Raw genomic sequence first — 25,949 nt, 5'->3', positions numbered from 1 at the left:
GCTCAATGCGCTCATGAGGATCCGCTTTCGGATAAGAGCCGAACCATAAACGGCCGCTATTTTAGCCCATAATCGGCAGGCTGACGACCAAGCAACAGGCTACCTGAAAGCCCTCCGACTCCTTTCAGGTAGCCTGTTGACCACCGTTAAAAATCGCCCCACAAAGTCTGCATCGCCGCCAACGCCGCCAACGAGGCCGTCTCCGTACGCAGGATGCGCCGCCCCAGCAACACCGCCTGAAAACCGTGCTGCAAGGCCAGCTCTTCTTCTTTCTCGCTCAAACCGCCCTCGGGTCCCACCAACAGCACAACCCGCCTTTGCGGCGGCAAATCGGCCAAGCGGCCGGCCCGATGCGGGCTCATCAGCAGACGAAGCCCTTCTTCAGGCAGCGCAGCGAAAGCCTGCGCCAAACTGCCCAGCGGGGCCACTTCCGGCACCTGATTACGCCCGCACTGCTCGCAAGCGGCAACCACAATCTCCTGCCAACGCTGCACCTTTTTCTCTGCCCGCTCGCCCTGCAAGCGCACCGTGGCGCGCTCCGTCAGCACCGGCACAATACGGCTGACGCCCAACTCGGTGCTTTTCTGCAGCGTAAAGTCCATGCGCTCGGCGGCCGACACCGCCTGCACCAGCACCACTTCCAAAGGCGATTCGCGCGACTGCGCCGATACCGCCAGCACGGTTGCCGCAACCTGTTTGCGGCCGATGTCGGCCAACACCGCACGGGCGCACACGCCGCGGCCGTCGAACAACTCCACCTCATCGCCCGCCCGCAGGCGCAACACCTGCACATGACGGCACACATTCTCGGGCAGCATCACAGTTTCGCCGGCAGCAAACGCTTGCGGCACATAAAAACGCGGCATTTGGTATTTAGGTAAAAAATGGTTACTATCGCGTTTTATCAGAAAATCCGCACAAAAGGAAAGAATTTGTTACCCGATCTGATGGCCTTGGTCCGCGAAGTGGCCCAAACCGAAGTGATGCCCCGTTTCCTGCAGGCGGCCGTCAGCAAAAAAAGCGACGGCTCGCAGCTGACCGAAGCGGACTTAGGCGCACAAGCCATGTTTGCCGCCCGCCTGCCGCAGATCATCAACTGCCCGATGCTGGGCGAAGAAATGGAAACGCCCGAACAGCTCGAATTGTGGCAACACTCCGAACACGGCCTGTGGGTGGTCGATCCGATAGACGGTACCAACAACTTCATCAACGGTCTGCCGCACTTCGCCCTCTCCGTGGCTTATATCCGCGCCGGCCTGCCGCAAGCCGGCGTTATCTACCAGCCCGTTACCCAAGAAATGTTTTACGCCACCCGCAACGGCGGCGCTTTTCTCAACGGCCAACGGCTGCCCTTGCGCAGCGTGCCGAAAAACCTCAGCGACGCCATCGCCGGCGTCGAAGTGAAATATTTGCGCTCCGGCAAACTCTCCAGCCGCATGCAAACCCTGGCTCCCTGCGGCTCCCAGCGCAGCATGGGCTGCAGCACCCTAGACTGGTGCTACCTGGCCGCCGGCCGCTACGACGTTTACGTGCACGGCGGCCAAAAACTGTGGGACTACGCCGCCGGCGCCCTAATTTACGAAGAAGCCGGCGGCCAGCTGGCCACCCTTGAAGGCGACGCCTTCTGGAGCGGCGAACACGTTTTCAAACGCTCGGTCATCGCCGGTCTGCAGCCCGCCCTGTTCGAACGCTGGCTGAAATGGATACGCGCCAACCAATAATCTTCCCTTTTCAGGTAGCCTCTCCATTGCGGTTTATCCGGAAAACCAGCCATCCGGCTGCCTGCTTCCTTTCCCCTATTTCACTCTTGATTAGATTAAAGGCTACCTGAAACCATGCGAGCCGTGATTCAAAAAGTCAGCCGTGCCCATGTGGCTGCCGCAACCGAGGCCGACCACCCCTTCAGCCAAATCGAACACGGCCTGTGCGTGCTGCTCGGCGTCACCCACAGCGACACCGAAACCGACGCCCGCTACATTGCCGACAAAACCGCCGGCCTGCGCATTTTCGAAGACGGCGACGGCAAGCTCAACCTGTCGGTAAAAGACACCGGCGGCAGCGTGTTGCTGGTTTCCCAATTCACCCTCTACGGCGACGCCCGCAACGGCCGCCGCCCCTCCTTCACCGAAGCGGCCAAACCCGAACAGGCCGAAGCCCTCTACCGCCGCACCGCCGATCTGCTCCGCGCCCACGGCCTCACCGTGGCTGAAGGCCGCTTCCGCACCCACATGCTGGTGAGTCTGTGCAACGACGGCCCGGTCACCATATTGCTGGATTCGCAAAAACAGTTTTGACCTACCCCACTCTGCCGCCCAGGCTGAGACCTTTGCAAAACCCCATCTGCGGCGCATTTCTGCGTTGTGCGTTTATGCCCTATGGGTACGGCTCGCTCGCTTGCCTATCTATATGATATGTCTGTCCCACGGGGATTCCTGGCGTTCACACTCGCTGTGCTGCTACGCCTTGAACTGCATCCACATCTGAGGGTTTTGCAACGGTCTCAGGCTACCTGAAAGCGCTCTCCGCATTTTCAGGTAGCCCACTCTAAACAAAATCGGCAACCCGTGCCGCACTGTGGCACAATCTGCCTTCTTTACAGAAGCCACGCCCATGCACACTTTGAAACAGAACATCATCGTCGGCCTCTCCGGCGGCGTCGATTCTTCCGTTACCGCCTATCTGCTCAAACAGGCGGGTCATCACGTGCGCGGCATCTTCATGCAAAACTGGGAAGACGACGACAACGACGAATACTGCAGCATCAAACAGGATTCGCTCGACGCCATTGCCGTGGCCGACCTCTTGGGCATCGACATCGACATCGTCAACTTCGCCGCCGAATACAAAGACAACGTCTTCGCCTACTTCCTGCGCGAATATCAGGCCGGCCGCACGCCCAACCCCGACGTGCTGTGCAATGCCGAGATCAAATTCAAATGCTTTCTGGAATACGCCATCGCCCAAGGCGCCGACGTCATCGCCACCGGCCACTACGCCCGTAAAGAAGAGCGCAACGGCCTGCACTGCCTGCTCAAAGGCCGCGACAACAACAAAGACCAAAGCTACTTCCTCTACCGCCTGCGGCCGCATCAGCTCGAACGCGCCATTTTTCCGCTAGGCGACTTGGAAAAACCCGAAGTTCGCCGTCTCGCCGCCGAAGCCAAACTGCCCACCGCCGCCAAAAAAGACAGCACCGGCATCTGCTTCATCGGCGAACGCCCCTTCCGCGAATTCCTGCAACAATACCTGCCCACCAACCCCGGCGACATGGTCACCCCCGAAGGCAAAACCGTCGGCCAACACATGGGGCTGATGTATTACACCATCGGCCAGCGCAAAGGCTTGGGCATCGGCGGCCAAGGCGAGCCGTGGTTTGTCTGCGGCAAAGACTTGGGGCAAAACCGCCTGATCGTGGTACAGGGCCACGACCACCCCCTGCTGTTTTCGCGCCGCCTGAGCATGAACGACCTCAGCTTCACCCTGCCCGAACCGCCGCCGGCCGGGCGCTACCGCTGCAAAACCCGCTACCGCATGGCCGACACCGATTGCGAACTGGTTTACACCGGCAACGGCGAAGCCGAACTGCATTTCGACCAAGCGCAATGGGCGGTTACCCCCGGCCAGTCTGCCGTGCTCTACGACGGCGACCTCTGCCTGGGCGGCGGCGTCATCACCGCCACCGACCAAGACATCATCCGTTTGTAAGCCGCAGACACCCCCAATCAACACAGGCTACCTGAAAGCCTTTCAGGTAGCCCGCACACAAAGGAGACAAACCATGGAAAAAATCTGGCTGCAAAGCTACCCCGAAGGCGTACGCCCCGAAATCGACGTGCGCCAATACGAATCCATCAGCGCGGTGTTCCGCGAAACCGTGAGCCAGCACGGCAACAAACCCGGCTTCACCAATATGGGCGTGGTGCAAACCTATGCAGAAACCGCCAAGCTGGCCGACCAATTCGCCTCCTATCTGCAAAACGTGCTGAAGCTGCAAAAAGGCGAGCGCGTGGCCGTGATGATGCCCAACGTGCTGCAATACCCCGTGGCCGTGTTCGGCATCCTGCAAGCCGGCGGCGTGGTGGTCAACGTCAACCCGCTCTATACCCCGCGCGAACTCGAACACCAGCTCAACGACAGCGGTGCCACCACCATTGTGGTCTTGGAAAACTTCGCCAACACCTTGGAACTGGTGCTGCGCCGCACACCGGTGAAAAACGTCGTCATCGCCTCCCTCGGCGACCTGCTGGGCGGCTTCAAAGGCATGCTGGTAAATTTCGTGGTGCGCAAAATCAAAAAAATGGTGCCCAACTACCACCTGCCGCAAGCCGTCGGCTTCAAAGACGCCCTCCAGAAAGGCGCTGCCCACCCCTTCCGCGAAGTGCCGCTCACCCTGGAAGACCCGGCCTTCCTGCAATACACCGGCGGCACCACCGGCGTCGCTAAAGGCGCGGTGCTTTCCCACGGCAATATTTGCGCCAATATGCTGCAAGCCGGCGAGTGGATTAAGTCTAAACTGCAAGGCGGAGAAGAAGTCATCGTCACCGCCCTGCCCCTCTACCACATCTTCTCGCTGACGGTAAACCTGATGATCTTCACTCGCATCGGCGCGCAAAACATCCTCATCACCAACCCGCGCGACATCCCCGGCTTCGTAAAAGAGCTGAAAAAATACCGCGTCACCGTTTTCCCCGCCGTGAACACCCTGTTCAACGCCCTGCTGCACAACCAAGAGTTCAAAACCCTCGATTTCTCCAGCTGGAAAATCTGCTTGGGCGGCGGCATGGCAGTGCAAAAAGCCGTGGCCGACAAATGGAAAGCGCTCACCGGCCAGCCGATTGTGGAAGCCTACGGCCTCACCGAAACCAGCCCCGGCGCCTGCGTCAACCCGCTCACCATCACCGACTACACCGGCACCATCGGCCTGCCGATCTCCAACACCGAAGTCGAAATCCGCGATGCCGACAACAAGGCCCTGCCGGTGGGCGAAACCGGCGAATTGTGGATCAAAGGCCCGCAAGTGATGCAAGGTTATTGGAACCGCCCCGAAGAAACCGCCAAGGTGCTGGACGAGCGCGGCTTCCTGGCCACCGGCGATATCGCGGTGATGAACGAAAAAGGCTACATCAAGCTGGTTGACCGCAAAAAAGACATGATTGTGGTGTCCGGCTTCAATGTTTACCCCAACGAAGTGGAAGACGTGGTGGCGCAACACCCCGGCGTGCTGGAAGTGGCCTGCGTGGGCGTAAGCAGCGACAAAACCGGTGAAGCGCTGAAGTTATTTGTGGTGAAAAAAGACGAGAATCTGACCGCCGAAGAGCTGATTGCCTTCTGCCGCAAAGAGCTGACCGCCTATAAAGTGCCCAAAGACATCGAATTCCGCAAAGAATTGCCCAAGTCGAACGTGGGCAAAATCCTGCGCCGCGAACTGCGCGAAGAAAATTAAGCCCGAATGTTCCAGCCAAACAAAAGGCTACCTGAAATCTTTTCAGGTAGCCTTTTGTGATTGGGTGACGGCCTGAGACCTTTGTAAAACCCCAGATGTGGATGCAGTTCAAGGCGTAGCAGCGCAGCGAACGTGAACACCAGGAATCCCTATGGGACAGACATATCACACGATAGGCAAGTGAGCGATCAGTACCCATAGGGCACAAACGCACAACGCAGAAATGCGCCGCAGATGGGGATTCTGCAAAGGTCTCGGCCTAAAGGCCTGTTCAAAGTATCCGTTACGGCGATATTTTAAATTTGCCAATCCACTTCGCTACGCGCTCAAAAAACCACGCCTGCCGCCTTAAGGCTGACTAAGCTGTCCAAGCTTGTGCGTATTGCCGGCTGAGATACGCGGTTTTTACCGCGAAAAACCGCTTCACTTACCACACCGCTGCACGGTTAATAAACCTCAGAAGCGTTGGAATATCCACCGCAGGCCGCTCTCTCGGGCGCATCCGAATTCGGCAGCAAATACCGGACTGGATGCTTATTGCTTAAAGCCTTCGGGCACCTCTGGTGCAGGCAGCCGTTTCAGCGGCGTGCCCGCCAAGTCAATCTCCCGGCCGAAACGCGGGCTGCCGGCATTCCAGTCTGCCACGGCACGGCAAAGCGCCTCCCTGCTGTCTGCCACAAAATTCCACCACATCACGGTAGAATGGGGCAAAGGCTCGCCGCCCAGCAACAGCAGATGGCTGCCGGCCTCGGCCTCAATACGGAACCGCTCAGCTTGGTCGGCCGCAATAAAGGCCAGTTCATCGGGACCAAATGTCTCACCGCCTATGACCGCCTTACCGGCCAGAACCAATACGCCGTATTCCCATGACTTCTCAGCCGGAATATCAAGAGCGGCAGCATGTGCACATCGAATATCCACCCCCAAAAGCGGGCTGTGTTGCGTGGTGGGGGCTGTTCGGCCTTGATAACTTCCGGTGGTCAGCAGATAGCGCACCCCATCCTCTTCCCACTCCGGCAATTCGGGATAGTGTTGGAAATCCGGCTCAATGACCTTGTTCATCGGCAAAGCAATCCAAAGCTGCACCGCATGGATTTCGCCCACGCCCTCCGGCGTTTGTTCGGTATGGGCAATGCCCCGTTCGTCACCGGTACCTGCCGTCATCAGGTTCACTTGCTTGGGCCGGATCAATTGCCGGAAACCCAAGCTGTCCTGATGCCAAATCTCTCCCGCCAACATCCAAGTGAATGTTTGCAGATTGGTATGCGGATGCGCCCCTACCTGCATCCCCTTAGAACCGGTCTCGAAAGTCGCCGGACCAATATGGTCCAGAAAACACCAGGCACCAATGGTGCGCCGGCCGCCCTGCGGAATCAGGCGGGTAACAAACAACCCGCCCACATCTTGTTTTTTAGCCAACAACTTTTGCACAATCATAGAGCACCTCCCAATCGAACGGATCAATACATTACCCTTAAGCGCTAGGCAAACACTTTCCACCATCAGCCGTCGCCCGATGGCAAACAGAGACAGTAAGGCAATGCGTAGGTTTTCCTTACATCTCAGGTATCAAACATCAAAAGAAAACAGGCCCAAGCAAATGCTTGGGCCTGGATATCTGGTGGGTCGTGAAGGATTCGAACCTTCGACCAACGGATTAAAAGTCCGCTGCTCTACCGACTGAGCTAACGACCCTTTCTGGCTCCCCGACCTGGGCTCGAACCAGGGACCTGCGGATTAACAGTCCGTCGCTCTACCGACTGAGCTATCGGGGAAAGGAAGAGCGTATTATAGGTTTAGTTTTCCAGCCTGTCAAACCATCCAGGCAGATTTTTCTGATATTTTTAATAAGTGTTTCATATTAAAAATAAGATAAACCACTCAGCGCTTATTTTTGCAGCTTCGCTTTGCGCTCGGCCAGCCAATGCTCTAGATAATGAATGCTCACACCGCCTTGGGCGAAGCCTTCGTCACGGAACAAATCGGCATGCAGATCGGCATTGGTTTTGATGCCGCTGATGGTCAGTTCGGAAATGGCCACGCGCATTTTGGCCATCGCCTGCTCGCGGGTTTTGCCGTACACGCAGATCTTGCCGATCAGGCTGTCGTAATTTGGCGGAATGCGGTAGCCCTGATAAATGTGGCTGTCCACCCGCACGCCGAAGCCGCCGGGCAAGTGGCAGCTGGTGATGCAGCCCGGGCTGGGGATAAAGGTGTACGGGTCTTCAGCATTGATGCGGCACTCGAAAGCGTGGCCTTCGATCACGATGTCTGCCTGCGTATATTGCAGCGGCAAACCAGCGGCAATGCGGATCTGCTCCTGCACAATGTCCACGCCGGTCACCAGCTCGGTCACCGGATGTTCCACTTGTACGCGGGTGTTCATCTCGATAAAGAAAAATTCGCCGTCTTCATAAAGAAACTCGAACGTGCCGGCCCCACGATAGCCGATGCGTTTGCAGGCCTCGACACAGGCCTGGCCGATTTTGTCGCGCTCTTGGGCGGTGATGCCGGGAGCCGGCGCTTCTTCAATCACTTTCTGGTGGCGGCGCTGCAAAGAACAGTCGCGCTCACCCAGATAAATGGCGTTACCGTGTTCATCGGCCAACACTTGAATTTCTACGTGGCGCGGCCGTTGCAGATAACGCTCCATATACACCATCGGATTGCCGAAGGCAGCATCGGCTTCAGTGCGGGTCATTTCCACCGATTTGAGGAGGTCTTCGCGACGCTCTACCACGCGCATACCCCGACCGCCGCCGCCGCCGGAGGCTTTGATGATGACCGGGAAGCCCACTTTATCCGCAATCTGGAGAATGGTTTCGGGATCCTCCGGCAAGGCACCGTCAGAACCGGGCACGCAAGGCACGCCGGCTTCCAACATGGCGATTTTAGCCGACACTTTGTCGCCCATCATGCGGATGGTATGGGCGCGCGGACCGATAAACACAAAACCGGATTGCTCCACCTGCTCGGCAAACCGATCATTCTCAGCCAAAAAGCCGTAGCCGGGGTGAACGGCATCAGCACCGGTCACTTCGGCAGCGGCAATAATGGCAGGGATATTCAGGTAGCTTTGCGGCGAAGGCGCCGGGCCGATGCAGACGGATTCATCGGCCAGCTTCACATGCAGGCTGTCTTTATCGGCTTCGGAATGCACCGCCACGGTGGCGATGCCCATTTCACGGCAGGCACGCAATACACGCAGGGCAATTTCGCCTCGGTTGGCGATGAGGACTTTTTTCAACATATCGTTTTCCTAACGGGGAAAATATTTTGCAGGCTACCTGAAAACCAAAGATCTCTACGGAGCGAAAACCGCGCTTACCCAACAGCCGACAAAAGCTCGGCACATTTCACCCACAACGCGGCATCTTGAGCGGGACGGGAAAAGCCTTATGCGGGTTCGGCATCAACCGTTTGCGCCGACAGGCTATGGCTTTACCTAATCAATTCAATTACGTTGCGAAACTCTTCCATGGCTTCGGGGGATTTGAGCATTTCCTCAAAGGCGTCGCCGACTGCGCACGAGCCCGGTTGCAGATGGATGATTTCACGCACGGCGAATTGTTTGACGCCCCAGCTGCCGGTCGGATGGGGATCCCGAACGGATGCGGCGGCATTGTCGGTTTCGGATTGCTCATACTGCGGTTCTCCGAGAAGCCGTGCAACGAAGCGGGCATGGGGGCTGTCGCCGGAGACGGGCGGGTAACGCTTAATGTATTGCCGTACGGTTGCTTCGTCGGAGGCATGGCCAAATGTTGCCGGCCAAGCGGCGGTCAAGTCGGCACATGGAGATACAACCACGCGCCCGTCGCGCATTTGCACCATCACGTTATAGAGATCATCCATGGCCGCCGCCGTCTGTACGGTCAGCAGGCAGCTTGCCACAAGCAGCCAACGTTTCATCGACACAAGCCTTTATTCGATAATGAACAAGGGCTCGCCGTATTCGACCGGCTGGCCGTTTTCCACCAAAATTTCTTTTACTACGCCGGATTTTTCGGCTTCGATTTCGTTCATCAATTTCATGGCCTCAATAATGCACAGGGTATCGCCGGCATTCACGGTTTGGCCGACCTCCACGAAAGCCGGCGCATTCGGGCCGGGCGCTCGGTAGAAAGTGCCCACCATGGGGGACTTTTGGGCATGACCCAAATCACGGGCGGAGGGAGCGGCCTCGACAGGCGCCGCGGTAACGGCGGCGGGCGCGGCGGCAAGCGGAGCGGCGGCTGTTACCGCCGGCGCGGCCGGCGCATAAGTGGCTTGCGGCGTAGCCAAGGAGCGGGTAATGCGCACTTTCTCCTCACCTTCGGTCACTTCGATTTCGGCAATGCCGGACTCCTCCACCAAGTCGATCAGTTTCTTCAGTTTGCGTAAATCCATGATGTTGATCCTTTGTTCGGAAATAAGGGGCGCGGCCGCAATTTAGCGGCGGCTCAGATATTCGATGGCGAAATCGGCGGCGGCATGATAGCCGTGTACGCCCAAGCCGCAAATCACACCTTGCGCCAAATCCGACAAATAAGAGTGGTGGCGGAAGGGCTCGCGAGCATGCACATTAGACAAGTGGACTTCGATAAAAGGTTTGCCGGCGGCGGCCAAGGCATCACGCAGGGCGATACTGGTATGCGTGAAAGCGGCGGGATTGATGATGATGAAAGCGGTGCGGTCACCCAAAGCAGCCTGCACGCGCTCGATTAAGATGTGTTCGGCATTGCTTTGCAACGCCTCGAAAGCCAGACTGGCAGCTTCCGCGCGTTGCCGTAGGGACTGGTTGATTTCCGCCAGCGTGGTGCGGCCGTAAATTTCCGGTTCGCGCTGGCCCAACAAGTTCAGATTGGGGCCGTGCAAAACAAGCAGGGTGGGCTTCATAAGGGAAAACTGTCTCGCCAAGCAAGACAGCGCCAAAAATGGAAAATGAGATTTTCAGCGAATTTCGGCGAAATGTCCAGCTTTGTCGCCGAAATTCGCTGAAAATTAAAAACGACCACCCACTCAAACGGCGGATGGCCAATCAAAATATTGAAGAGCAATCGTTCTAAACAGAAGTTTAGCGAAAATGTAGGAATGTGTAAAGGTTTCAGGCTACCTGAAAATCTTTCAGGTAGCCTGATTGTGCTTATTGCTGGCGCTCGGCATCCGCTTTACGCAGAATTACATACAGCTGATCCTTCAAAAACAGTTTTTTCTTTTTCAATTCTTCGATTTCATCCAAACCGCTGGTTACCGGGTTGTTTTCAAGGCCGGTGATTTTGTCGTCCAGCTCGTTGTGTTCGTTAAACAGGCGGGCGAAGTGGTTGTCGGTTTGTTTCAGTTCGCTGATCAAATCGCGATATTCGGGAAACATGATGGTCCTTTCTCAGGTCTGGTTTCATACACAGGAATAACGTGGGGATACTATCACACCGCCCTGAAAAAAACGAGTTGGCCTGCTATCATGCGCCCTGCCCTAAGGCTACCTGAAAGCATAGTGTGATGAATCTTCTGCAAACCTTTTTTCTGTTTGTGCTGACTGCGCTGGCCGAAATCGTCGGCTGTTGGCTGCCCTATCTGTGGCTGAACAAGCAGTTCCCCGCCTGGGTACTGCTGCCGGCCGCCGCGAGCCTGGCCCTATTCGCCTGGTTGCTGAGCCTGCACCCCACGGAAGCCGGACGTACTTATGCGGCATACGGCGGAGTCTATATCGGCAGCGCCATGGTTTGGCTGTGGCTGGTAGAAGGGGTGCGGCCGCAATGGAGCGACTACTTGGGCGCGACACTCTGCCTGTGCGGCGCAGCAGTCATCCTGTTGGGCGCAAGCAAAACCGTTTAATAGCATGACCAGGCTACCTGAATTGACCGCGCGGCATGGTAGAATCCACACCGTTTTCCGTATTTCTACCCATTGGAATCCCATGCAAAACTATTCTTTTCCCGACGAGCGCGGCTTTTTTGGCGAACACGGCGGCGCTTATGTTTCCGAAACCCTGATTCCCGCCCTGCAAGAATTGGCCCAAGCCTACCGAGAAGCCAAAAACGATCCCGCATTTTGGGCCGCCTTCCGCCACGATTTGAAACATTACGTCGGCCGCCCCAGCCCGGTTTACCATGCCGCACGCTTGAGCGAACAACTTGGCGGCGCACAAATCTGGCTCAAGCGGGAAGACCTCAACCACACCGGCGCGCATAAAGTGAACAACACCATCGGTCAGGCCCTGTTGGCCAAGCGTATGGGTAAAAAGCGCGTGATTGCCGAAACCGGCGCCGGACAGCACGGCGTGGCCAGCGCCACCGTGGCCGCACGTTTCGGCATGGAGTGCCACGTTTATATGGGCGCGGACGACATCCAACGCCAAGCGCCGAATGTATTCCGCATGAAGTTGCTGGGCGCCAATGTGGTGGGCGTGGACAGCGGCAGCCGCACCTTGAAAGATGCCATGAACGAAGCCATGCGCGAGTGGGTGGCACGAGTGGACGACACCTTCTACATCATCGGCACCGCCGCCGGCCCCGCGCCTTACCCCGAAATGGTGCGCGACTTCCAATGCGTGATCGGCAACGAAGCCAAGGAGCAGATGCTGGAAGCCATCGGCCGCCAGCCCGACGTGGCCGTGGCCTGTGTGGGTGGCGGCTCCAATGCCATCGGTTTGTTCTTCCCCTATATCGACGAAAAAAACGTGCGCCTGGTCGGCGTGGAAGCAGGCGGCAAAGGCGTGGAGACAGACGAGCACGCCGCACCAATTAGCAGCAACGCCCCGATCGGCGTCTTGCACGGTTTCCGCAGCTACCTGATGCAGGACGAACACGGCCAAGTGGTCGGCACCCATTCCGTATCCGCCGGTTTGGACTACCCGGGCATCGGCCCCGAACACAGCCACCTGGCCGACCTCGGCCGCGTCGAATACCAGGCCGCCAACGACGATGCCGCGCTGGAAGCCTTTGATTTGCTGTGCCGATACGAAGGCATCATCCCCGCGCTGGAAAGCAGCCACGCGCTGGCGTGGGCGGTGGCCGAAGCGCCGAAAATGGGCAAAGACCAAGTGATCTTGGTGAATTTGTCCGGCCGCGGCGACAAAGACATCAACACGGTAGCACAGCTAAAAGGAATTGAATTGTAAGAAAAACAGCGTTTCAGGTAGCCTACAAGGGCTACCTGAAAACATATCGAAGATCAAGATGGCAGAAACTGAAACAAAAATTTGGCATTTACACTGGCCGACATGGTTTAAACAGTGGCGAAAGAGGCACCGAAACAAGTTGCCGCTACTGCTGTTGGGGTTGATTTGGCCGTGGGTGTGGGTAGCTGCTGCCGGATTAGTAGCAAGCTCCATTTTATACAGATTGATGCGCTCGCTCGTTAATTTGAGCTATGGCGAAGTACGTGCGGATTCAAATGGATTGTGGATATGTACCGGAATAGGCCGCCACAGATATTGGCGTTGGGACGATGTCTATTCAATAGAATTTGCCGAGCCGCCGCTCCAACCAGGCAAAATCATTGACCTAATGCCTCCACCAAAGCAAATGCGGAGAGAGCCACTGTGGATGCGCTGGCTGGACCATCTACCTGTACCTGCAAAATACTGCGCCCGCTACCTGCCGGGATACGGCTGCATCTATCCCCATTACGGCATCAGAGTGGCATTTCCAAGCACAGGTTTAAGCACCGAACAACAGCAGGAGATACTCGCCTATGCCGCACAGAAAATTGCTGCACACCCCGCCACCCGCAAACGCAATCATCCCAACAGCAAACCTTTTGCCCCCGCCAATAACAAATACACTTGGGTATTTGGCACCGCAACCGAACATGTAATTAACAGTATCCTGTCACCATTGGCGATCTCTTTGGCCGCAATCATATTGTTGGCGCCGCCCGGACTCGTCATTACCCAAGCCGCCCATTCTCAAAAATTGGATATGACCGCAATTCTAGCGGTAGGCATATTTACCTGTCTTATATTGACAATCCCGAACAGCATACGTTTCTTATGGAGCCGCTGGCTGTATCGCACGACACCGTTCGCCATAGTAGAACAGCAAGGCCTGACACTGTATTCGCCTCGATCCAAAATAAGAAAACAATGGCTCTGGCGGGAGTTGGCATCAATCAGGGTAGATATCCGCAGAAGTCGGGCTTACACAATGCCGTTTCTGCTTGTGGAAGAAACTTCCGGCAAGCATCATACTTTCGCAGCCGGTATGTTGAGCCCTGAACACACCAATCAATTGGCAAAAGTCTGCACAGCATATCTCCGTGGGCGGCAAAAAACCTTACTGCAACAAAAAGACCAATGCAATTGGGTATAAACCCACCAGCGGCAAGCCAAACAACATCTCCGACTGAATGAAGCTAAGCACATTTCAGCATGACGCACGAATCTGATATAGCATCAGGAAACGGGAAGAAGCGTTTGCCGCATGCCTGGCTACCTGAAAACAAAGCATCACAGCTCCAACCCATCAAAACAAACCGCACAGCCGATTTCAATCAGCTGTGCGGTTTGTCTGTAAGAAGCAGTAAGCGATCGGTTTAATCCACCAACAGCACTTCTACCCTGCGGGCTTCGGCATCGCTGCCGCTACCTTGCGCTACTTCAGGCTTGCGCAACTCGATGCTTTCTTGCGGCACGCCCAAAGCCAACAACGCGTTTTGTACCGCAATGGCGCGGTTTTTCGACACTTCTGCGTTCACTTCGGCATTGCCGGTGTGGTCATGATAGCCGGAAATCACCGCGCGACGACCATGCTTCACGCCGTCCACCACCACAGCCAGTACCTCTTCGGCATTCGGTGCCAGATTGCTGCTGCCGGTGGCGAAGTAGAATTTCACAATGCCGTTTTCCACCAAGGCATAATCGCCGGCTTGCGGCACCATGTTCACCTGGCCGTTTTCCACTTGGGCGCGGCTGGGCACTTGTGCCTCAGGCTGGCCGAAACCCAAGTCGCCATTTTTGTGCGCCTCCCACAAAGCCAAGGTCAGCACGCCGGCCACCACCAAGCCCACCAACACACCCAGCCAAGTCAGCAGACGGCGCAGTTTTTTATCTTCTTCATCTTGTGAAGCCATGTTGCGAATCCTCTGTTACTCATAAAAAAACGGCGGAATCTTAACACAAAAGCCCGGCCGGCGGTGGGTTTTGTTTCCCACCCAAACCAAGTAAAATGCCGGTCTTATTTATTTCCCGAATTCATTGTTTTCCCACCATGCTCACCTTCCAACAAATTATCTTCACATTACAAAACTTTTGGGCCGAACGCGGCTGCACCATCATCCAACCTTTCGATATGGAAGTCGGCGCCGGCACCAGCCATCCCGCCACCTGCCTGCGCGCACTCGGCCCCGAGCCGTGGTATGCCGCTTATGTCCAACCCAGCCGCCGCCCCAAAGACGGCCGCTACGGCGACAACCCCAACCGCCTGCAACACTACTACCAATTTCAGGTGGCCTTAAAACCCGCCCCCGCCGACATTCAAGAACAATACCTCGATTCGCTGCGCGAGCTGGGCATCGACCCGAAAGTACACGACATCCGTTTTGTAGAAGACGACTGGGAAAACCCCACCCTCGGCGCATGGGGCTTGGGCTGGGAAGTATGGCTCAACGGCATGGAAGTTACCCAATTTACCTATTTCCAACAAGTCGGCGGCATCGACTGCACACCTGTTTTGGGCGAAATCACCTACGGCATCGAACGCCTCGCCATGTATCTGCAAGGCGTGGAAAACGTATATGACTTGGTATGGTCGAAAACCCCCGACGGCCAAACCGTTACCTACGGCGACGTGTACCACCAAAACGAAGTGGAACAATCCACCTACAACTTTGAATATTCCGATGCCGAATGGCTGTTGAAGCAATTTAACGACTACGAAGCCCAAGCCAAACGCCTGCTGGAAGTAGAAGACACTTCACTCGCCCTGCCCGCTTACGAACTGGTGCTCAAAGCCGGCCACACCTTCAACCTGCTCGACGCACGCGGCGCCATTTCCGTCACCGAACGCGCCACCTATATCGGCCGCATCCGCACCTTAAGCCGGATTGTGGCGCAGAAGTTTGTGGAGAGCCGGGAGAAGTTGGGATTTCCGTTGATTAGGGATAAAGCAGCTTAAAACAGGCTTTAAGACTATGAATAAAGTACCTTTTTATTTGAAACCAAATGACATTATTAAACGTTCAGAATTACATGATAAGTTTGGTGGAAGTCGCCAAAGTGGCATTTCTCCATCTTTAAAGTCTAATAGTGTTTTTATTTTCACCAACCCCGAACATGGTGAAGAGCATGGTTACTATGACAGCTGGGATAAAAATGGCCAAGTATTTCATTATTCAGGCGAAGGTCAAACTGGCGACCAAGAAATGAAACGTGGCAATAAAGCCATTTTTCAACACAAAAACGATAATCGTGCTTTATATGTTTTTCAGCACACTGAAAAAACTGGCTATGTTCGTTATATTGGTGAGTTTCAAATTGACGAGCTAAAACCTTATTCGGTCAAACAAGAACATAGCACCAACAATGGCCCCAAACGAAATGTGTTCATATTTCATTTAAACAAACTGAAATAATTTCAGACGGCCTAAAGCAAAAAATTAAAATTGAAAGCATTCCAAATGACCCAAACCCTGTTAATCGAACTCCTCACCGAAGAGCTACCCCCCAAAGCCCTCAACAACTTGGGCAACAGCCTTGCCGCTTCCATTGTAGAAGGCTTGGAAAAAGCGCAATTAATCGAAGGTGTTGCCGAATACACCGCTTATGCCTCCCCCCGCCGCCTTGCCGTACAGGTTAAAAACGTCAAAGCCGTTCAAGCCGACCAAGAGGTGGTGAAAAAAGGCCCGGCAGTAGCCAATGCCATGAAAGATGGCGCACCCACCAAAGCATTGGAAGGCTTTGCCCGCTCTTGCGGTGCCAATATTGCCGACTTAAAAATCGTTCACGACGGCAAGCAAGATGTTTACGCATACGAATTTACCCAACAAGGCAAAAGCCTGCCTGAATTGCTGGAAGACATTCTCGCCCAAGCCGTGAAAAAACTGCCGATTCCGAAAGTGATGCGTTGGGGCAGCAGCACGCACACCTTCGTGCGCCCCGTTCACGGTTTAATCGTGATGCACGGCGCAGATACCGTTGCCGCTTCCGTATTGGGACTGGAAAGCCAACGTCAAACTTCGGGGCACCGTTTTCTTTCAGACGGCCTGTTCGACATCACCCACGCCGACCGCTACGCCGAGCAAATGCGCGAACAAGGCAAAGTGATTGCATCGTTTGCCGAACGCAAAGCCGCCATTCAAGCAGCCTTAAACCAACAGGCAGGCCGTCTGAACGCCACGGTTGCCGCCGACGAAGCCCTGCTCGACGAAGTTACCGCGCTGGTGGAATGGCCGGTGGTATTGGAGGCCGGTTTTGAAGAACATTTTCTCGCCGTGCCGCAGGAATGCCTGATTCTCACCATGCAGCAAAACCAAAAATACTTCCCGCTGCTCGATCAAAACGGCAAGCTAATGAACCGCTTCCTGCTCGTTTCCAACCTGCAAACCGAAGACCCGAGCCACATCATTCACGGCAACGAACGCGTATTGCGCGCCCGCCTGTCTGATGCCGAATTTTTCTACAAACAAGACCAAAAAGCCACGCTCGAAAGCCGTCTGCCCAAACTGGCCAACGTGGTTTACCACAACAAAATCGGTTCGCAAGCCGAACGTATCGAGCGTTTGCAAAGCCTGGCCGCACACATTGCCGCACAATTGGGAGCCGACAAAGCCACGGCAGAACGCGCAGCCCGCCTGGCCAAAGCCGACCTCGTTACCGAAATGGTCGGCGAATTTCCCGAGCTGCAAGGCACCATGGGCAAATACTACGCCCAACTTGACGGCGAAAGCCCGGAAATTGCCGATGCCGTCGAACAACATTACCAACCCCGCTTTGCCGGCGACAAGCTACCTGAAAGCCCGATTGCCACTGCCGTCGCTTTGGCCGACAAACTGGAAACCCTGGTTGGCATTTGGGGCATCGGCCTGATTCCCACCGGCGACAAAGACCCCTATGCCCTGCGCCGTTCCGCACTTGGCGTATTGCGTATGCTGATGGGTAACGATCTCGACATCAACGATCTGCTTCAGACGGCCTACAACAGCTTCCCACAAGGCAAACTCGCCGACAACACCGTTGCCGAAGTTGCCGACTTCATGCAGGCGCGCTTGGCCGTGTTGCTGCAAAACGATTACCCGCAAGACATCGTTGCAGCCGTATTGGCCAAAAAACCAAGCCGTTTAAACGACTTGGCTGCCAAGCTGCAAGCTGTGGCCGCGTTCAAACAACTGCCCGAAGCAGCCGCTCTTGCCGCCGCCAACAAGCGCGTACAAAACCTGTTGAAAAAAGCCGATGCCGAATTAGGCGCAGTAAACGAAAGCCTACTGCAACAAAACGAAGAACAAGCCCTGTTTGCCGCTGCAAAAGATTTGCAGCCGAAAATCGAAGCCGCCTTAGCTGCCCAAGATTTTCAGACGGCCTTATCCGCTTTGGCTTCGGTGAAGCCGCAAGTGGATGTCTTCTTCGACAATGTAATGGTAATGGCCGACGATGCCGCGGTAAAACAAAACCGCCTCAACCTTCTGAATCAATTGGCGGATCTGATGAACGCCGTGGCCGATATTGCCAAACTGGGCGAATAAGCCATCCAACCATTCCGTATATTGGCAGGCTGAGACCTTTACAAAATCTCCAGATATGGATGCCGTTCAAGGCGTACAGCACAACGAACATGAAAGCCAGGAATGCCTTCATCTGGATAAGCAAGTGAGTGAGCAGCACCCCTAGGATAAACGCACAACGCGGAAATACGCCGCAAAGGAGGATTCCGCAAAGGTTTCAGGCTACCTGAAATCCGTTTGGTCCGTCATCAAAACGCCGGAACGCTGTCCGGCACAATAGGGAGCAATAAAAATGGGCCGATTATTATTTGGGCTGTTGCTGGCCGTGGCAGCATGGTTGTTGTGGCGGCGCTTGCGCCCGCGCCCGGCGGCACAGCTTTCGGTGGCAGATGTGCCTCGGGTGGAAGCCGACCCGTCATTTCACCGCTGGTTGGCGGTATTGCACGGCGAGGATGCCGATGCGGCGGCGCTGGAGCGGGCTTATTATGCCGAGCTGGACATGGACAGCGCCGCGCCCATACGCCCCGACGATGCCATCAGCTTTGCAGTGGCGGAAGTGTTGGACCCGGCCTGTGCCTTTGCGGTGGACTGGAAAGACGGCGAAAGCTTTGCCGGCTATGCCGCCGATATGGCGGCCCGTTTCGGTTTTGTTTTGGATTGGGACGGCCTCGATGTGCAGGAAGAATTGCCCGAAGCCCTGATGCCGGTGGCCTATCGGCAGTTTTGGGCGCACGGTGCGGTGCTTTATAATGCCAATACTGACGGCGACTTTTATTTTCTGATGCTTGTGCCGGAGGGGCGAAGCGCCGCATTCGAAGCGGCTTCTGCCGCCTGGGGCCTGAACATCCGCACCGCGGATAGGCCGTATTGAAGAAAGACACCATGCATTACGACCACATCTCCTTCCATACCGACGCAGACTGGCCGCCTGGACTACCTGAAAGCCATGCCGCCCACCACATGGGCTACTACTATGCCTGGGCCGTATCACAAAACCTGCACAGCCCCGCCGCAGCCGCCCTGCCCGGTTTCGACCAACTGCAAAACGGCACCCTCTCCGGCACAGACTTCGTGCTGCAACAGCTGGGCGGCGGCTTGGACGACACCTGCTTCAACGATTTGGGCCAGCGCTTCACCCTCTATTACTACTACGACGAAGAAGAAGGCTACGGCAAATTCATCGAAGATTATTTCCAAGCCCTAGGCTTAGCAAACAAGCGCGATTTTTACCGTATCCAAGATACGCCAGACAACCAAAAACAGTTATCCGCCGTTTTTCAGGTAGCCTTTGAGCGTTGGCAACAATCTTTACTTTGATCGAGTTCAATGTTGTAACAATTGGATTAGTTGTAACAATTGGATTAAAGGAAAAATATGCGCAGTAAAAAACTGGCTTTTGTATTTGAAGCTGTCCGCTTTAAAAAAATGATGAGGGCACTGAGGCAAAAGCAGGCAAGACTATTTTTCTTTTTTCCTTACTGTGGGATGGGAGGGGCTGAACGCGTACATGCCGATATCTTACAAATATTCACAGAATATCATCCATTGTGCTTTCTCAGCGTACGCAACAGTGACCAACATTTTCGATCTGAATTTGAGCGTAGTAGCAATTTGATCGACTTAAGCATATTTCTCAGCCTGCCATATGCGTTTTACAAAAAGCAGCTGGCCAATCTGATTAATCAGAGTCCTAATGCAGTGGTATTCGGCAGTAACAGCAATTTTTTCTACCAACTGATTCCATATTTACACCCCCATGTCCGCGTGATTGATTTAATTCATGCCTTTCAGCCAGACAACGCATACTCGCCTGAGCAAATTAGCCTGCCTGTAGCAGAGCGCATCAACCAAAGGATAGTACTTGGCAAAAAAACCTTACAAGATTTTGTACAACTGTACTGCCAACACGGCAAATCAAGCAATTTGGCCGGCCGCATCCACATTATTCCGAACAAAATCGTACCACCACCATTATTACCAATTAAACCCAATAATGCACGCTTACAAATCTTATTTGTCGGACGGAATGCACCAGAAAAACGGCCAAAGCTTTTCCTTGACATAGCGGCATATTGCCTAAAAAAAAATATCGCTGCTGACTTTCATCTTATCGGCGATTTTCCGAATTCTACGAGCGTTAGCAATAATGTACACATTATCGGCAGCATCGCAGATCGGAGAAACCTGAACCAATATTATCAAAATGCAGATCTAATCCTGATTACCTCATGGCGAGAAGGGCTACCAATGGTAATGCTAGAAGCCATGGCTTATGGTGTTGTACCCATTTCTACAAATGTCGGCGAAATTAACAGTGTAATAAACGATAACAACGGCATACTGATTGAAGATTCCACTATTGAATTATATCAACAGAGCAGATCAAGTACTGCTGAGCAGCAACTATTACCATGCATTGAATCTTTTGCAGCCCAGATTGCTGCACTAAATTCTGACCGTAGGCGTTTAGCCGTCATGAGTAAAAATGCTTACTGTACAGTTAGCGAGAAGTTTTCTGCCCAGGCCAACCGAGAAGCCTACCTGAATTTGTTTTCAGCACAGACTGATATTTCGATTGATTGAAAATATTGAATATTATGAGCGATCCAGTTGAAACAGTAATGCCGTTGGTGTCGGTACTCATACCTGCATACAATGTTGAACGCTATGTATCCGAAGCCGTGCGTGCGGTAATGACGCAGACTTACTCAAATTTAGAGATTATTGTCATTGACGATGGCTCACAAGATGATACGTATTCCGTATTGGAAGGCTTAGCTAAACAGGATAAGCGTATCCGCCTATACCGCAACGAGGTTAACTTAGGACTGATTTCTACCCTAAACAAGGGCTTAGATATAGCAACAGGCGAATATCTCGCCCGAACCGATGCTGACGACATCACCGAACCTGATTGGATAGAAACCATCATCAATCAATTGCAGAAACAACCTTCTATTATGGCAATGAGTGCATTCCTGATCGAAATGCGGGAAGATAACTCGGGAAGGGCTGTCAAAAATCCGCACGGAACCATTATTAGCTACCCGCTAGACCCTGAGTCCATTCGTAAAACACTACTGTTTAAAAATCCTATCAATCACTCGGCAATCATTATACGGACAGATATTTTTAGGCAATACGGCCTGCGTTACGATAAGAGCTATTTACATGCTGAAGACTACAAACTGTGGCTGGAAATCAGCAAAATCGGGAATTTAGCTAATTTGGATAAGCCTTTACTACATTATCGCATGCACCCGATGCAAGTTTCTTATGCTAAACGCGATATCCAAAACAAAACAGCCAGAAAAATCCGTAAAGAGGCTATTAACCATTATCTCACCACTTCAGGTGTTGATTTCAACATTCCTGAAAAGCTAGCGTATGCTGATGTCTGCCGCTTTGCCGATGCTGTCCAAGGGCTACCCGAGCAAGACATGTGGGGCGCACTGCTCTATGATTGTTATCTGTCTTTAGAAAATTACAAGTGGCGCGACTGGTGGCATTTTTGGCAAAACCCTCAGAATACTAGGTTTACTTGGCAGCAACGTCTCAAAATTCTGAAGAAGTATTTGCGCCCTTGGAAATATGGAAAGCGTTTATAAGTGAAAATTCTAATTGCACACCAATGGTTGGTAGCCGGTGGTGTCGAAAAAATATTAACCAACTATCTCAAGCTGATGGTAAAACTAGGGCATCAGGTTGACTTGCTGCTTACACACGATCTGGGAGCAGAAAATTTCTTTACTGATCAAATTCCTACCAGTGTATCCTATCGCTTTGTGTTCGACTCGGCTTACAACCGCCGTAAGGCAGATTGTAAAAAACAAAGAAAAAATAGTATCTTAAACAGGGTGCGCTACGAATATTTGCGCCTAATCGAACAGTACCGTTATTGGCGAACATTGCGGCAAACTTTGACCACTGGGCACTACGATATTGTGATCGATTTCAATGAAAGCCTAGACTATATTATGCGGCTACCTAAGCCATTAAGACCCAAATTGCCGCCAAGCATACGCTGGGTGCACAATCAACTGAACGGCTGTCATTCTAAATTGACACCCAAGCAAATCCATAAATACCGAATTATTTTTCAAAGGCATAATCGAGTAGTTGTATTATGCAGGCAAATGGCCGAACTAATGGGAGAACAGCTGAACTGGAAACCTGAGCGTTTCCATATACTGCCTAATCCGCTGGACATTGAAGAAATTACTGCCCAAATGGAGAAATCCGGCAATCTAACCAAACAACTGCTGCAAACACCTTATCTGCTACAAGTCTCGCGATTCGAGCCACAAAAATGCCATCAGAGGCTCATTGAAATCTACGCTACACTCAAACAGTATGGAATAAAGCATAAGCTCTATCTTATCGGCGATGGCAGCCTGAAACCGCAGTTGGAAACTCAAATCCGTCGTTTGGGATTGGAGCACGATTGTTTATTGTTGGGACAGTGTCACAATCCTTACCCGTTTTTCAAACACGCCGCCTTATTTGTCCATACCGCCAGCTTTGAAGGTCTCCCCACTGTGTTGTTGGAAAGTATGGCCTGCGGTACACCTGTAGTAGCGATGGACTGCCCGACCGGCCCGCGTGATATTTTAGGCAGGGGTAGCGAGTACGGCTGTCTGATCGCTATGTACCAGCAGCAACAATTTGTCGAAGCGGTATCCACGCTATTAACCGACCCGACCCGTTATGCGCACTATGTCGAAGCTGGTCGTAAACGTGCACAGGACTTTTCCATACAGAGCATAACAACACAATTACAGAAACTATTACAGGAGACAGTTTCGGCATAAGACGCTTATAAATAAGCCTACAATTATAATTAGATTTCAAAAATTAATGACAAATCAACAACTACAGGCTATTTAAAATTAAAATCCCATGAAACTTCTCATCACCGGCGGTGCCGGCTTTATCGGCTCTGCCCTTGTCCGCCACCTCATCCGCCACACCGAACACCGCGTAGTGAATGTGGACAAGCTTACCTACGCCGGCAATCCCGCCTCTTTGGCCGAGGTTGCCGGTCATCCGCGTTACGCTTTCGAGCAGGCAGACATCTGCGATGCTGCCGCCCTCAGCCGCATTTTTGCCGCCCACCGGCCCGATGCCGTGATGCACCTGGCCGCCGAAAGCCATGTTGACCGCTCGATTCACGGCCCCGCCGCTTTTATCGACACCAATCTGGTCGGCACCTACACCCTGCTGGAAGCCGCCCGCGCCTATTGGCAGGGGCTACCTGAAAGCCAGCAAACTACTTTCCGCTTCCACCACATTTCCACCGACGAAGTGTACGGCGATGCCGAAGGCCGCAGCCGCCCTTCCGCCGAAAGCGACCCCTATGCCCCCAGCAGCCCGTATGCGGCCGCCAAAGCCGGCAGCGACCACCTGGTACGCGCCTGGCACCGTACCTACGGTCTGCCCGTTGTGCTCAGCCACAGCAGCAACAACTACGGCCCGCGCCAGTTTCCGGAAAAACTGATTCCGCGTATCATCCTGAATGCCCTGCACGGCCTGCCGCTACCCCTCTACGGCGACGGCCGCCAGCGCCGCGACTGGCTGTTTGTTGAAGACCACGTCCGCGCCTTGCTGCAGGTGCTAAACCAAGGCCGCATCGGCCACAGCTACCACATCGGCAGCGGCTGCGAAGCGGAAAATCTCGAAGTGGTACACACCGTTTGCGCTCTGCTGGAAGAGCTGGCGCCGCAGAAACCTGCAGGCGTCTCCCGCTATGCCGACCTGATTACCTTCGTTACCGACCGCCCCGGCCACGACCGCCGTTATGCCTTAGACAGCAGCAAAATCCGCCGCGAATTGGGCTGGCAGCCGCAATACGGCTTGGCCGACGGCCTGCGCCAAACCGTCGGCTGGTATTTGGCCAACCCGTCTTGGTGGCGGCCGCTGTGGCACCAAGCCGCCGTATCAGACACTTAGCGCCAAGAAGCACGCCCTGCCCACACATTTTCCCTGTCTCAACCTCCAGGAGTCCCGCTATGTCTGCCCGCTGTTTACACGCCGCTTTAGTACTCGGCCTCACACTCGGCACCGCCGCCTGCGCGACATCTTCCGAAACCGCCGGCCCGGCACCGAAACCGCAAACACAGCAGGCCGACGGCAGCAGCATCGAGCGGGCGGTGGTCATCCACGAAGACGATACCCGCCGCGGCATCGCCGCCGAAAACCGCTGGATTCAGACCAACCTGCCCGGCTGCCGCAAAACCGGACAAGCCCTGCTCCAGCACAACGGTGGCATTTACGACCAAATCCGCCTGCGTTGTGCCAACGGCCAAACCCGCGCCGTCTATTTCGACATCCGCCACTTCTTCGGCAAAATCGACGGCCGTCCGCTGATGTAGAACGGCTGCATCCTGCTTTCAGGTAGCCCACTGCCCAAGGTATTTATGAAAGGCATTCTGCTCGCCGGCGGCGCCGGCACACGGCTGCACCCCACCACCCGCGGCGTTTCCAAACAGCTGCTGCCGGTGTACGACAAACCGATGGTGTACTACCCGCTGTCGGTGTTAATGCTGGCCGGCATCCGTGAGGTGCTGCTCATCACCACCGCCGAAGACCAAACCGCCTTCCGCCGCCTGCTCGGCGACGGCAGCGGTTTCGGTATCCGTCTCGAGTATGCCGTACAGGCGCGGCCGGAAGGCTTGGCGCAAGCGCTGATCATCGGCGAACACTTTCTCGACGGCGGCCCTGCCTGCCTGATCTTGGGCGACAATATTTTTTACGGCCAATCGTTTACCCAAACCCTGCGCCGAGCAGCGGCCAGAACACACGGCGCCACCGTGTTCGCCTATCAGGTGAAAGACCCCGAACGATTCGGCGTGCTGGCTTTCAACGAGCAGAACCAGCCTGTTTCCATCGAAGAAAAACCGGCCCGTCCGCCGTCCGACTGGGCGGTAACCGGCCTCTATTTCTACGACTGCCGCGCACCCGAATTCGCCAAACAGCTGCGCCCCTCCGCACGCGGAGAATTGGAAATAACCGACCTCAACCGCCTGTATCTCGCCGACGGCTCGCTGCAGGTAGAACGCCTCGGGCGCGGCTTTGCCTGGCTGGACACCGGCACCCACGAGAGCCTGCACGAAGCCGCCTCTTTCGTGAAAGCCATCGAAAACGTGCAAAACCTTCAGGTAGCCTGTTTGGAAGAAATCGCCTGGCGCAACGGCTGGTTGGACACGGCACAAATACGCACACTGGCCGCCGGCATGGGACAAAATGCCTACGCCCGCCATCTGCTGCGTTTGGCCGGCGGCGGCTGACGCCCCACCCCATCTAACCTTTGCTTTCAGGTAGCCTGATGCACCTTCTCCCTGCTCCCCTGCCCGACATCAAAATCCTCCAGCCGCAAATCTTGGGCGACGAACGCGGCTGGTTTGCCGAAACCTTCCGCGCCGACTGGTTTCGCACCCATGTGTGCGACTGCACCTTCGTGCAGGAAAACCACTCCCGATCCGCCGCCGGCGTGCTGCGCGGCCTGCACTACCAATCGGCCAACCCGCAGGGCAAACTGGTGCGCGTGATTCGCGGCGCAGTGTTTGACGTGGCGGTGGATTTGCGTAAAAGCTCGCCCGACTTCGGCCGCTGGTGCGGTACCGTTTTATCGGCCGAAAACCGCCTACAGCAATGGATTCCGCCCGGATTCGCCCACGGCTTCTGCGTATTGGGCGAGGGCGCGGAATTTGTCTATCAATGCACGGACTATTACAATCCGCACGCCGAGCACACCCTGCTTTGGAACGACCCCACCCTCGGCATTGACTGGCCGCTGGCCGGACGGCCGCTTTTGTCGGCCAAAGACCGTGCCGGCACCCCTTTTGCCCAAGCCGTCTGTTTTGATTGAGCC

The 25,949-nt window shown here is 54.7% G+C and carries 27 protein-coding genes, 2 tRNA genes and 1 pseudogene; 20 read left to right on the top strand and 10 right to left on the bottom strand.

All coding sequences use genetic code 11. The features are described from left to right. Positions 1–146: 146 nt before the first annotated feature. Positions 147–866, bottom strand: a complete 720-nt coding sequence (locus H3L94_RS01205) for a 16S rRNA (uracil(1498)-N(3))-methyltransferase (RefSeq protein ID WP_182122338.1) — start codon at positions 864–866, stop codon at positions 147–149. A gap of 66 nt (positions 867–932) precedes the next feature. Here H3L94_RS01205 and H3L94_RS01200 point away from each other — a divergent pair, with 66 nt between their 5' ends. The 5 genes and pseudogenes from H3L94_RS01200 (at position 933) to H3L94_RS01185 (ending at position 5,443) form a co-directional block, all read left to right on the top strand. Further along, positions 933–1,721: an inositol monophosphatase family protein gene (locus H3L94_RS01200; RefSeq protein WP_040660445.1), complete on the top strand. Its 789-nt coding sequence runs from the start codon at positions 933–935 to the stop codon at positions 1,719–1,721. Positions 1,722–1,835: 114 nt separating this feature from the next. After that, complete coding sequence (gene dtd / locus H3L94_RS01195) at positions 1,836–2,294, top strand: D-aminoacyl-tRNA deacylase (protein WP_182122337.1); 459 nt, start codon at positions 1,836–1,838, stop codon at positions 2,292–2,294. 23 nt (positions 2,295–2,317) lie between these two features. Further along, a pseudogene (locus H3L94_RS12935) lies at positions 2,318–2,513 on the top strand (ATP-dependent exonuclease). A 97-nt stretch (positions 2,514–2,610) separates the two neighbouring features. Further along, complete coding sequence (mnmA, locus tag H3L94_RS01190; RefSeq protein WP_182122336.1) at positions 2,611–3,705, top strand: tRNA 2-thiouridine(34) synthase MnmA; 1,095 nt, start codon at positions 2,611–2,613, stop codon at positions 3,703–3,705. Between the two features lie 73 nt (positions 3,706–3,778). Next, entirely contained in the window at positions 3,779–5,443 is a 1,665-nt protein-coding gene (locus tag H3L94_RS01185) for an AMP-binding protein (RefSeq protein ID WP_182122335.1), read from the top strand. A gap of 534 nt (positions 5,444–5,977) precedes the next feature. Here the strand turns inward: H3L94_RS01185 and H3L94_RS01180 are convergent. The 8 genes from H3L94_RS01180 to H3L94_RS01145 all read right to left on the bottom strand — a co-directional run bounded on the left by H3L94_RS01180 (position 5,978) and on the right by H3L94_RS01145 (position 10,793). Beyond that, the gene (locus H3L94_RS01180) at positions 5,978–6,880 is read right to left on the bottom strand and encodes a pirin family protein (RefSeq protein ID WP_182122334.1); all 903 of its coding nucleotides are present in this window, start codon (positions 6,878–6,880) and stop codon (positions 5,978–5,980) included. A 182-nt stretch (positions 6,881–7,062) separates the two neighbouring features. After that, a tRNA-Lys gene (locus H3L94_RS01175) sits at positions 7,063–7,138 on the bottom strand. A 4-nt stretch (positions 7,139–7,142) separates the two neighbouring features. After that, positions 7,143–7,218, bottom strand: a tRNA-Asn gene (locus tag H3L94_RS01170). A gap of 113 nt (positions 7,219–7,331) precedes the next feature. Beyond that, positions 7,332–8,693 carry an acetyl-CoA carboxylase biotin carboxylase subunit gene (accC, locus tag H3L94_RS01165; RefSeq protein WP_182122333.1) on the bottom strand — a complete coding sequence of 454 codons (1,362 nt, stop codon included), beginning with the start codon at positions 8,691–8,693 and terminating at the stop codon, positions 7,332–7,334. Positions 8,694–8,884: 191 nt separating this feature from the next. Continuing rightward, on the bottom strand, positions 8,885–9,352 hold the full coding sequence (locus tag H3L94_RS01160; RefSeq protein ID WP_182122332.1) for a hypothetical protein: 468 nt from the start codon (positions 9,350–9,352) through the stop codon (positions 8,885–8,887). Between the two features lie 12 nt (positions 9,353–9,364). Continuing rightward, entirely contained in the window at positions 9,365–9,829 is a 465-nt protein-coding gene (accB, locus tag H3L94_RS01155; RefSeq protein WP_182122331.1) for an acetyl-CoA carboxylase biotin carboxyl carrier protein, read from the bottom strand. 42 nt (positions 9,830–9,871) lie between these two features. Then, a complete protein-coding gene (aroQ, locus tag H3L94_RS01150) occupies positions 9,872–10,318 on the bottom strand; it encodes a type II 3-dehydroquinate dehydratase (protein ID WP_182122330.1) in 447 nt (148 codons plus the stop codon). Between the two features lie 247 nt (positions 10,319–10,565). Further along, positions 10,566–10,793: an HP1242/YdcH family protein gene (locus H3L94_RS01145; RefSeq protein WP_009119818.1), complete on the bottom strand. Its 228-nt coding sequence runs from the start codon at positions 10,791–10,793 to the stop codon at positions 10,566–10,568. 128 nt (positions 10,794–10,921) lie between these two features. Here H3L94_RS01145 and H3L94_RS01140 point away from each other — a divergent pair, with 128 nt between their 5' ends. From H3L94_RS01140 to H3L94_RS01130, 3 genes are all read left to right on the top strand, one after another. Beyond that, positions 10,922–11,257, top strand: a complete 336-nt coding sequence (locus H3L94_RS01140; protein ID WP_182122329.1) for a YnfA family protein — start codon at positions 10,922–10,924, stop codon at positions 11,255–11,257. A gap of 82 nt (positions 11,258–11,339) precedes the next feature. Then, a complete protein-coding gene (trpB, locus tag H3L94_RS01135; protein WP_182122328.1) occupies positions 11,340–12,542 on the top strand; it encodes a tryptophan synthase subunit beta in 1,203 nt (400 codons plus the stop codon). A gap of 58 nt (positions 12,543–12,600) precedes the next feature. After that, complete coding sequence (locus tag H3L94_RS01130; RefSeq protein ID WP_182122327.1) at positions 12,601–13,734, top strand: hypothetical protein; 1,134 nt, start codon at positions 12,601–12,603, stop codon at positions 13,732–13,734. Positions 13,735–13,957: 223 nt separating this feature from the next. Here the strand turns inward: H3L94_RS01130 and H3L94_RS01125 are convergent, their stop codons facing one another. After that, a complete protein-coding gene (locus H3L94_RS01125; RefSeq protein WP_182122326.1) occupies positions 13,958–14,494 on the bottom strand; it encodes an OmpA family protein in 537 nt (178 codons plus the stop codon). Between the two features lie 137 nt (positions 14,495–14,631). Between H3L94_RS01125 and glyQ the strand changes: the two genes are divergently transcribed. The 12 genes from glyQ to rfbC all read left to right on the top strand — a co-directional run bounded on the left by glyQ (position 14,632) and on the right by rfbC (position 25,946). Beyond that, a complete protein-coding gene (gene glyQ / locus H3L94_RS01120; RefSeq protein WP_182123072.1) occupies positions 14,632–15,537 on the top strand; it encodes a glycine--tRNA ligase subunit alpha in 906 nt (301 codons plus the stop codon). Between the two features lie 16 nt (positions 15,538–15,553). Continuing rightward, positions 15,554–15,994 (top strand): SRA domain-containing endonuclease, encoded by a 441-nt coding sequence (locus tag H3L94_RS01115; RefSeq protein ID WP_182122325.1) that lies wholly within the window; start codon positions 15,554–15,556, stop codon positions 15,992–15,994. Between the two features lie 45 nt (positions 15,995–16,039). Further along, complete coding sequence (gene glyS, locus H3L94_RS01110) at positions 16,040–18,100, top strand: glycine--tRNA ligase subunit beta (protein ID WP_182122324.1); 2,061 nt, start codon at positions 16,040–16,042, stop codon at positions 18,098–18,100. 271 nt (positions 18,101–18,371) lie between these two features. Next, the gene (locus H3L94_RS01105; protein ID WP_182122323.1) at positions 18,372–18,950 is read left to right on the top strand and encodes a DUF6630 family protein; all 579 of its coding nucleotides are present in this window, start codon (positions 18,372–18,374) and stop codon (positions 18,948–18,950) included. An 11-nt stretch (positions 18,951–18,961) separates the two neighbouring features. Next, entirely contained in the window at positions 18,962–19,396 is a 435-nt protein-coding gene (locus H3L94_RS01100) for a DUF7832 domain-containing protein (RefSeq protein ID WP_182122322.1), read from the top strand. Between the two features lie 57 nt (positions 19,397–19,453). Beyond that, positions 19,454–20,662 carry a glycosyltransferase family 4 protein gene (locus H3L94_RS01095; RefSeq protein ID WP_182122321.1) on the top strand — a complete coding sequence of 403 codons (1,209 nt, stop codon included), beginning with the start codon at positions 19,454–19,456 and terminating at the stop codon, positions 20,660–20,662. A 14-nt stretch (positions 20,663–20,676) separates the two neighbouring features. After that, positions 20,677–21,687 (top strand): glycosyltransferase family 2 protein, encoded by a 1,011-nt coding sequence (locus H3L94_RS01090; protein WP_182122320.1) that lies wholly within the window; start codon positions 20,677–20,679, stop codon positions 21,685–21,687. Further along, the gene (locus tag H3L94_RS01085) at positions 21,688–22,890 is read left to right on the top strand and encodes a glycosyltransferase (protein ID WP_182122319.1); all 1,203 of its coding nucleotides are present in this window, start codon (positions 21,688–21,690) and stop codon (positions 22,888–22,890) included. It abuts the gene before it with no gap. A gap of 88 nt (positions 22,891–22,978) precedes the next feature. After that, entirely contained in the window at positions 22,979–24,028 is a 1,050-nt protein-coding gene (rfbB, locus tag H3L94_RS01080; RefSeq protein ID WP_182122318.1) for a dTDP-glucose 4,6-dehydratase, read from the top strand. 59 nt (positions 24,029–24,087) lie between these two features. Beyond that, complete coding sequence (locus H3L94_RS01075; protein WP_182122317.1) at positions 24,088–24,450, top strand: hypothetical protein; 363 nt, start codon at positions 24,088–24,090, stop codon at positions 24,448–24,450. Positions 24,451–24,495: 45 nt separating this feature from the next. Next, the gene (gene rfbA / locus H3L94_RS01070; protein ID WP_182122316.1) at positions 24,496–25,365 is read left to right on the top strand and encodes a glucose-1-phosphate thymidylyltransferase RfbA; all 870 of its coding nucleotides are present in this window, start codon (positions 24,496–24,498) and stop codon (positions 25,363–25,365) included. Between the two features lie 38 nt (positions 25,366–25,403). Continuing rightward, positions 25,404–25,946 carry a dTDP-4-dehydrorhamnose 3,5-epimerase gene (rfbC, locus tag H3L94_RS01065; protein ID WP_182122315.1) on the top strand — a complete coding sequence of 181 codons (543 nt, stop codon included), beginning with the start codon at positions 25,404–25,406 and terminating at the stop codon, positions 25,944–25,946. Positions 25,947–25,949 lie beyond the last annotated feature (3 nt).

Origin of the sequence: Neisseria shayeganii (assembly GCF_014054965.1) — a bacterium.
Classification (GTDB): domain Bacteria; phylum Pseudomonadota; class Gammaproteobacteria; order Burkholderiales; family Neisseriaceae; genus Eikenella; species Eikenella shayeganii.
This window is presented reverse-complemented; position numbering and strand designations above follow the sequence as displayed.

Excerpts from the sequence above, each read along its gene's own strand:
- H3L94_RS01205 (WP_182122338.1), bottom strand. The coding sequence starts at position 866 with ATGCCGCGTTTTTATGTGCCGCAAGCGTTTGCTGCCGGCGAAACTGTG.
- dtd (WP_182122337.1), top strand. The coding sequence starts at position 1,836 with ATGCGAGCCGTGATTCAAAAAGTCAGCCGTGCCCATGTGGCTGCCGCA.
- mnmA (WP_182122336.1), top strand. The coding sequence starts at position 2,611 with ATGCACACTTTGAAACAGAACATCATCGTCGGCCTCTCCGGCGGCGTC.
- H3L94_RS01185 (WP_182122335.1), top strand. The coding sequence starts at position 3,779 with ATGGAAAAAATCTGGCTGCAAAGCTACCCCGAAGGCGTACGCCCCGAA.
- H3L94_RS01180 (WP_182122334.1), bottom strand. The coding sequence starts at position 6,880 with ATGATTGTGCAAAAGTTGTTGGCTAAAAAACAAGATGTGGGCGGGTTG.
- accC (WP_182122333.1), bottom strand. The coding sequence starts at position 8,693 with ATGTTGAAAAAAGTCCTCATCGCCAACCGAGGCGAAATTGCCCTGCGT.
- H3L94_RS01160 (WP_182122332.1), bottom strand. The coding sequence starts at position 9,352 with ATGAAACGTTGGCTGCTTGTGGCAAGCTGCCTGCTGACCGTACAGACG.
- accB (WP_182122331.1), bottom strand. The coding sequence starts at position 9,829 with ATGGATTTACGCAAACTGAAGAAACTGATCGACTTGGTGGAGGAGTCC.
- aroQ (WP_182122330.1), bottom strand. The coding sequence starts at position 10,318 with ATGAAGCCCACCCTGCTTGTTTTGCACGGCCCCAATCTGAACTTGTTG.
- H3L94_RS01145 (WP_009119818.1), bottom strand. The coding sequence starts at position 10,793 with ATGTTTCCCGAATATCGCGATTTGATCAGCGAACTGAAACAAACCGAC.
- H3L94_RS01140 (WP_182122329.1), top strand. The coding sequence starts at position 10,922 with ATGAATCTTCTGCAAACCTTTTTTCTGTTTGTGCTGACTGCGCTGGCC.
- trpB (WP_182122328.1), top strand. The coding sequence starts at position 11,340 with ATGCAAAACTATTCTTTTCCCGACGAGCGCGGCTTTTTTGGCGAACAC.
- H3L94_RS01130 (WP_182122327.1), top strand. The coding sequence starts at position 12,601 with ATGGCAGAAACTGAAACAAAAATTTGGCATTTACACTGGCCGACATGG.
- H3L94_RS01125 (WP_182122326.1), bottom strand. The coding sequence starts at position 14,494 with ATGGCTTCACAAGATGAAGAAGATAAAAAACTGCGCCGTCTGCTGACT.
- glyQ (WP_182123072.1), top strand. The coding sequence starts at position 14,632 with ATGCTCACCTTCCAACAAATTATCTTCACATTACAAAACTTTTGGGCC.
- H3L94_RS01115 (WP_182122325.1), top strand. The coding sequence starts at position 15,554 with ATGAATAAAGTACCTTTTTATTTGAAACCAAATGACATTATTAAACGT.
- glyS (WP_182122324.1), top strand. The coding sequence starts at position 16,040 with ATGACCCAAACCCTGTTAATCGAACTCCTCACCGAAGAGCTACCCCCC.
- H3L94_RS01105 (WP_182122323.1), top strand. The coding sequence starts at position 18,372 with ATGGGCCGATTATTATTTGGGCTGTTGCTGGCCGTGGCAGCATGGTTG.
- H3L94_RS01100 (WP_182122322.1), top strand. The coding sequence starts at position 18,962 with ATGCATTACGACCACATCTCCTTCCATACCGACGCAGACTGGCCGCCT.
- H3L94_RS01095 (WP_182122321.1), top strand. The coding sequence starts at position 19,454 with ATGCGCAGTAAAAAACTGGCTTTTGTATTTGAAGCTGTCCGCTTTAAA.
- H3L94_RS01090 (WP_182122320.1), top strand. The coding sequence starts at position 20,677 with ATGAGCGATCCAGTTGAAACAGTAATGCCGTTGGTGTCGGTACTCATA.
- rfbB (WP_182122318.1), top strand. The coding sequence starts at position 22,979 with ATGAAACTTCTCATCACCGGCGGTGCCGGCTTTATCGGCTCTGCCCTT.
- H3L94_RS01075 (WP_182122317.1), top strand. The coding sequence starts at position 24,088 with ATGTCTGCCCGCTGTTTACACGCCGCTTTAGTACTCGGCCTCACACTC.
- rfbA (WP_182122316.1), top strand. The coding sequence starts at position 24,496 with ATGAAAGGCATTCTGCTCGCCGGCGGCGCCGGCACACGGCTGCACCCC.
- rfbC (WP_182122315.1), top strand. The coding sequence starts at position 25,404 with ATGCACCTTCTCCCTGCTCCCCTGCCCGACATCAAAATCCTCCAGCCG.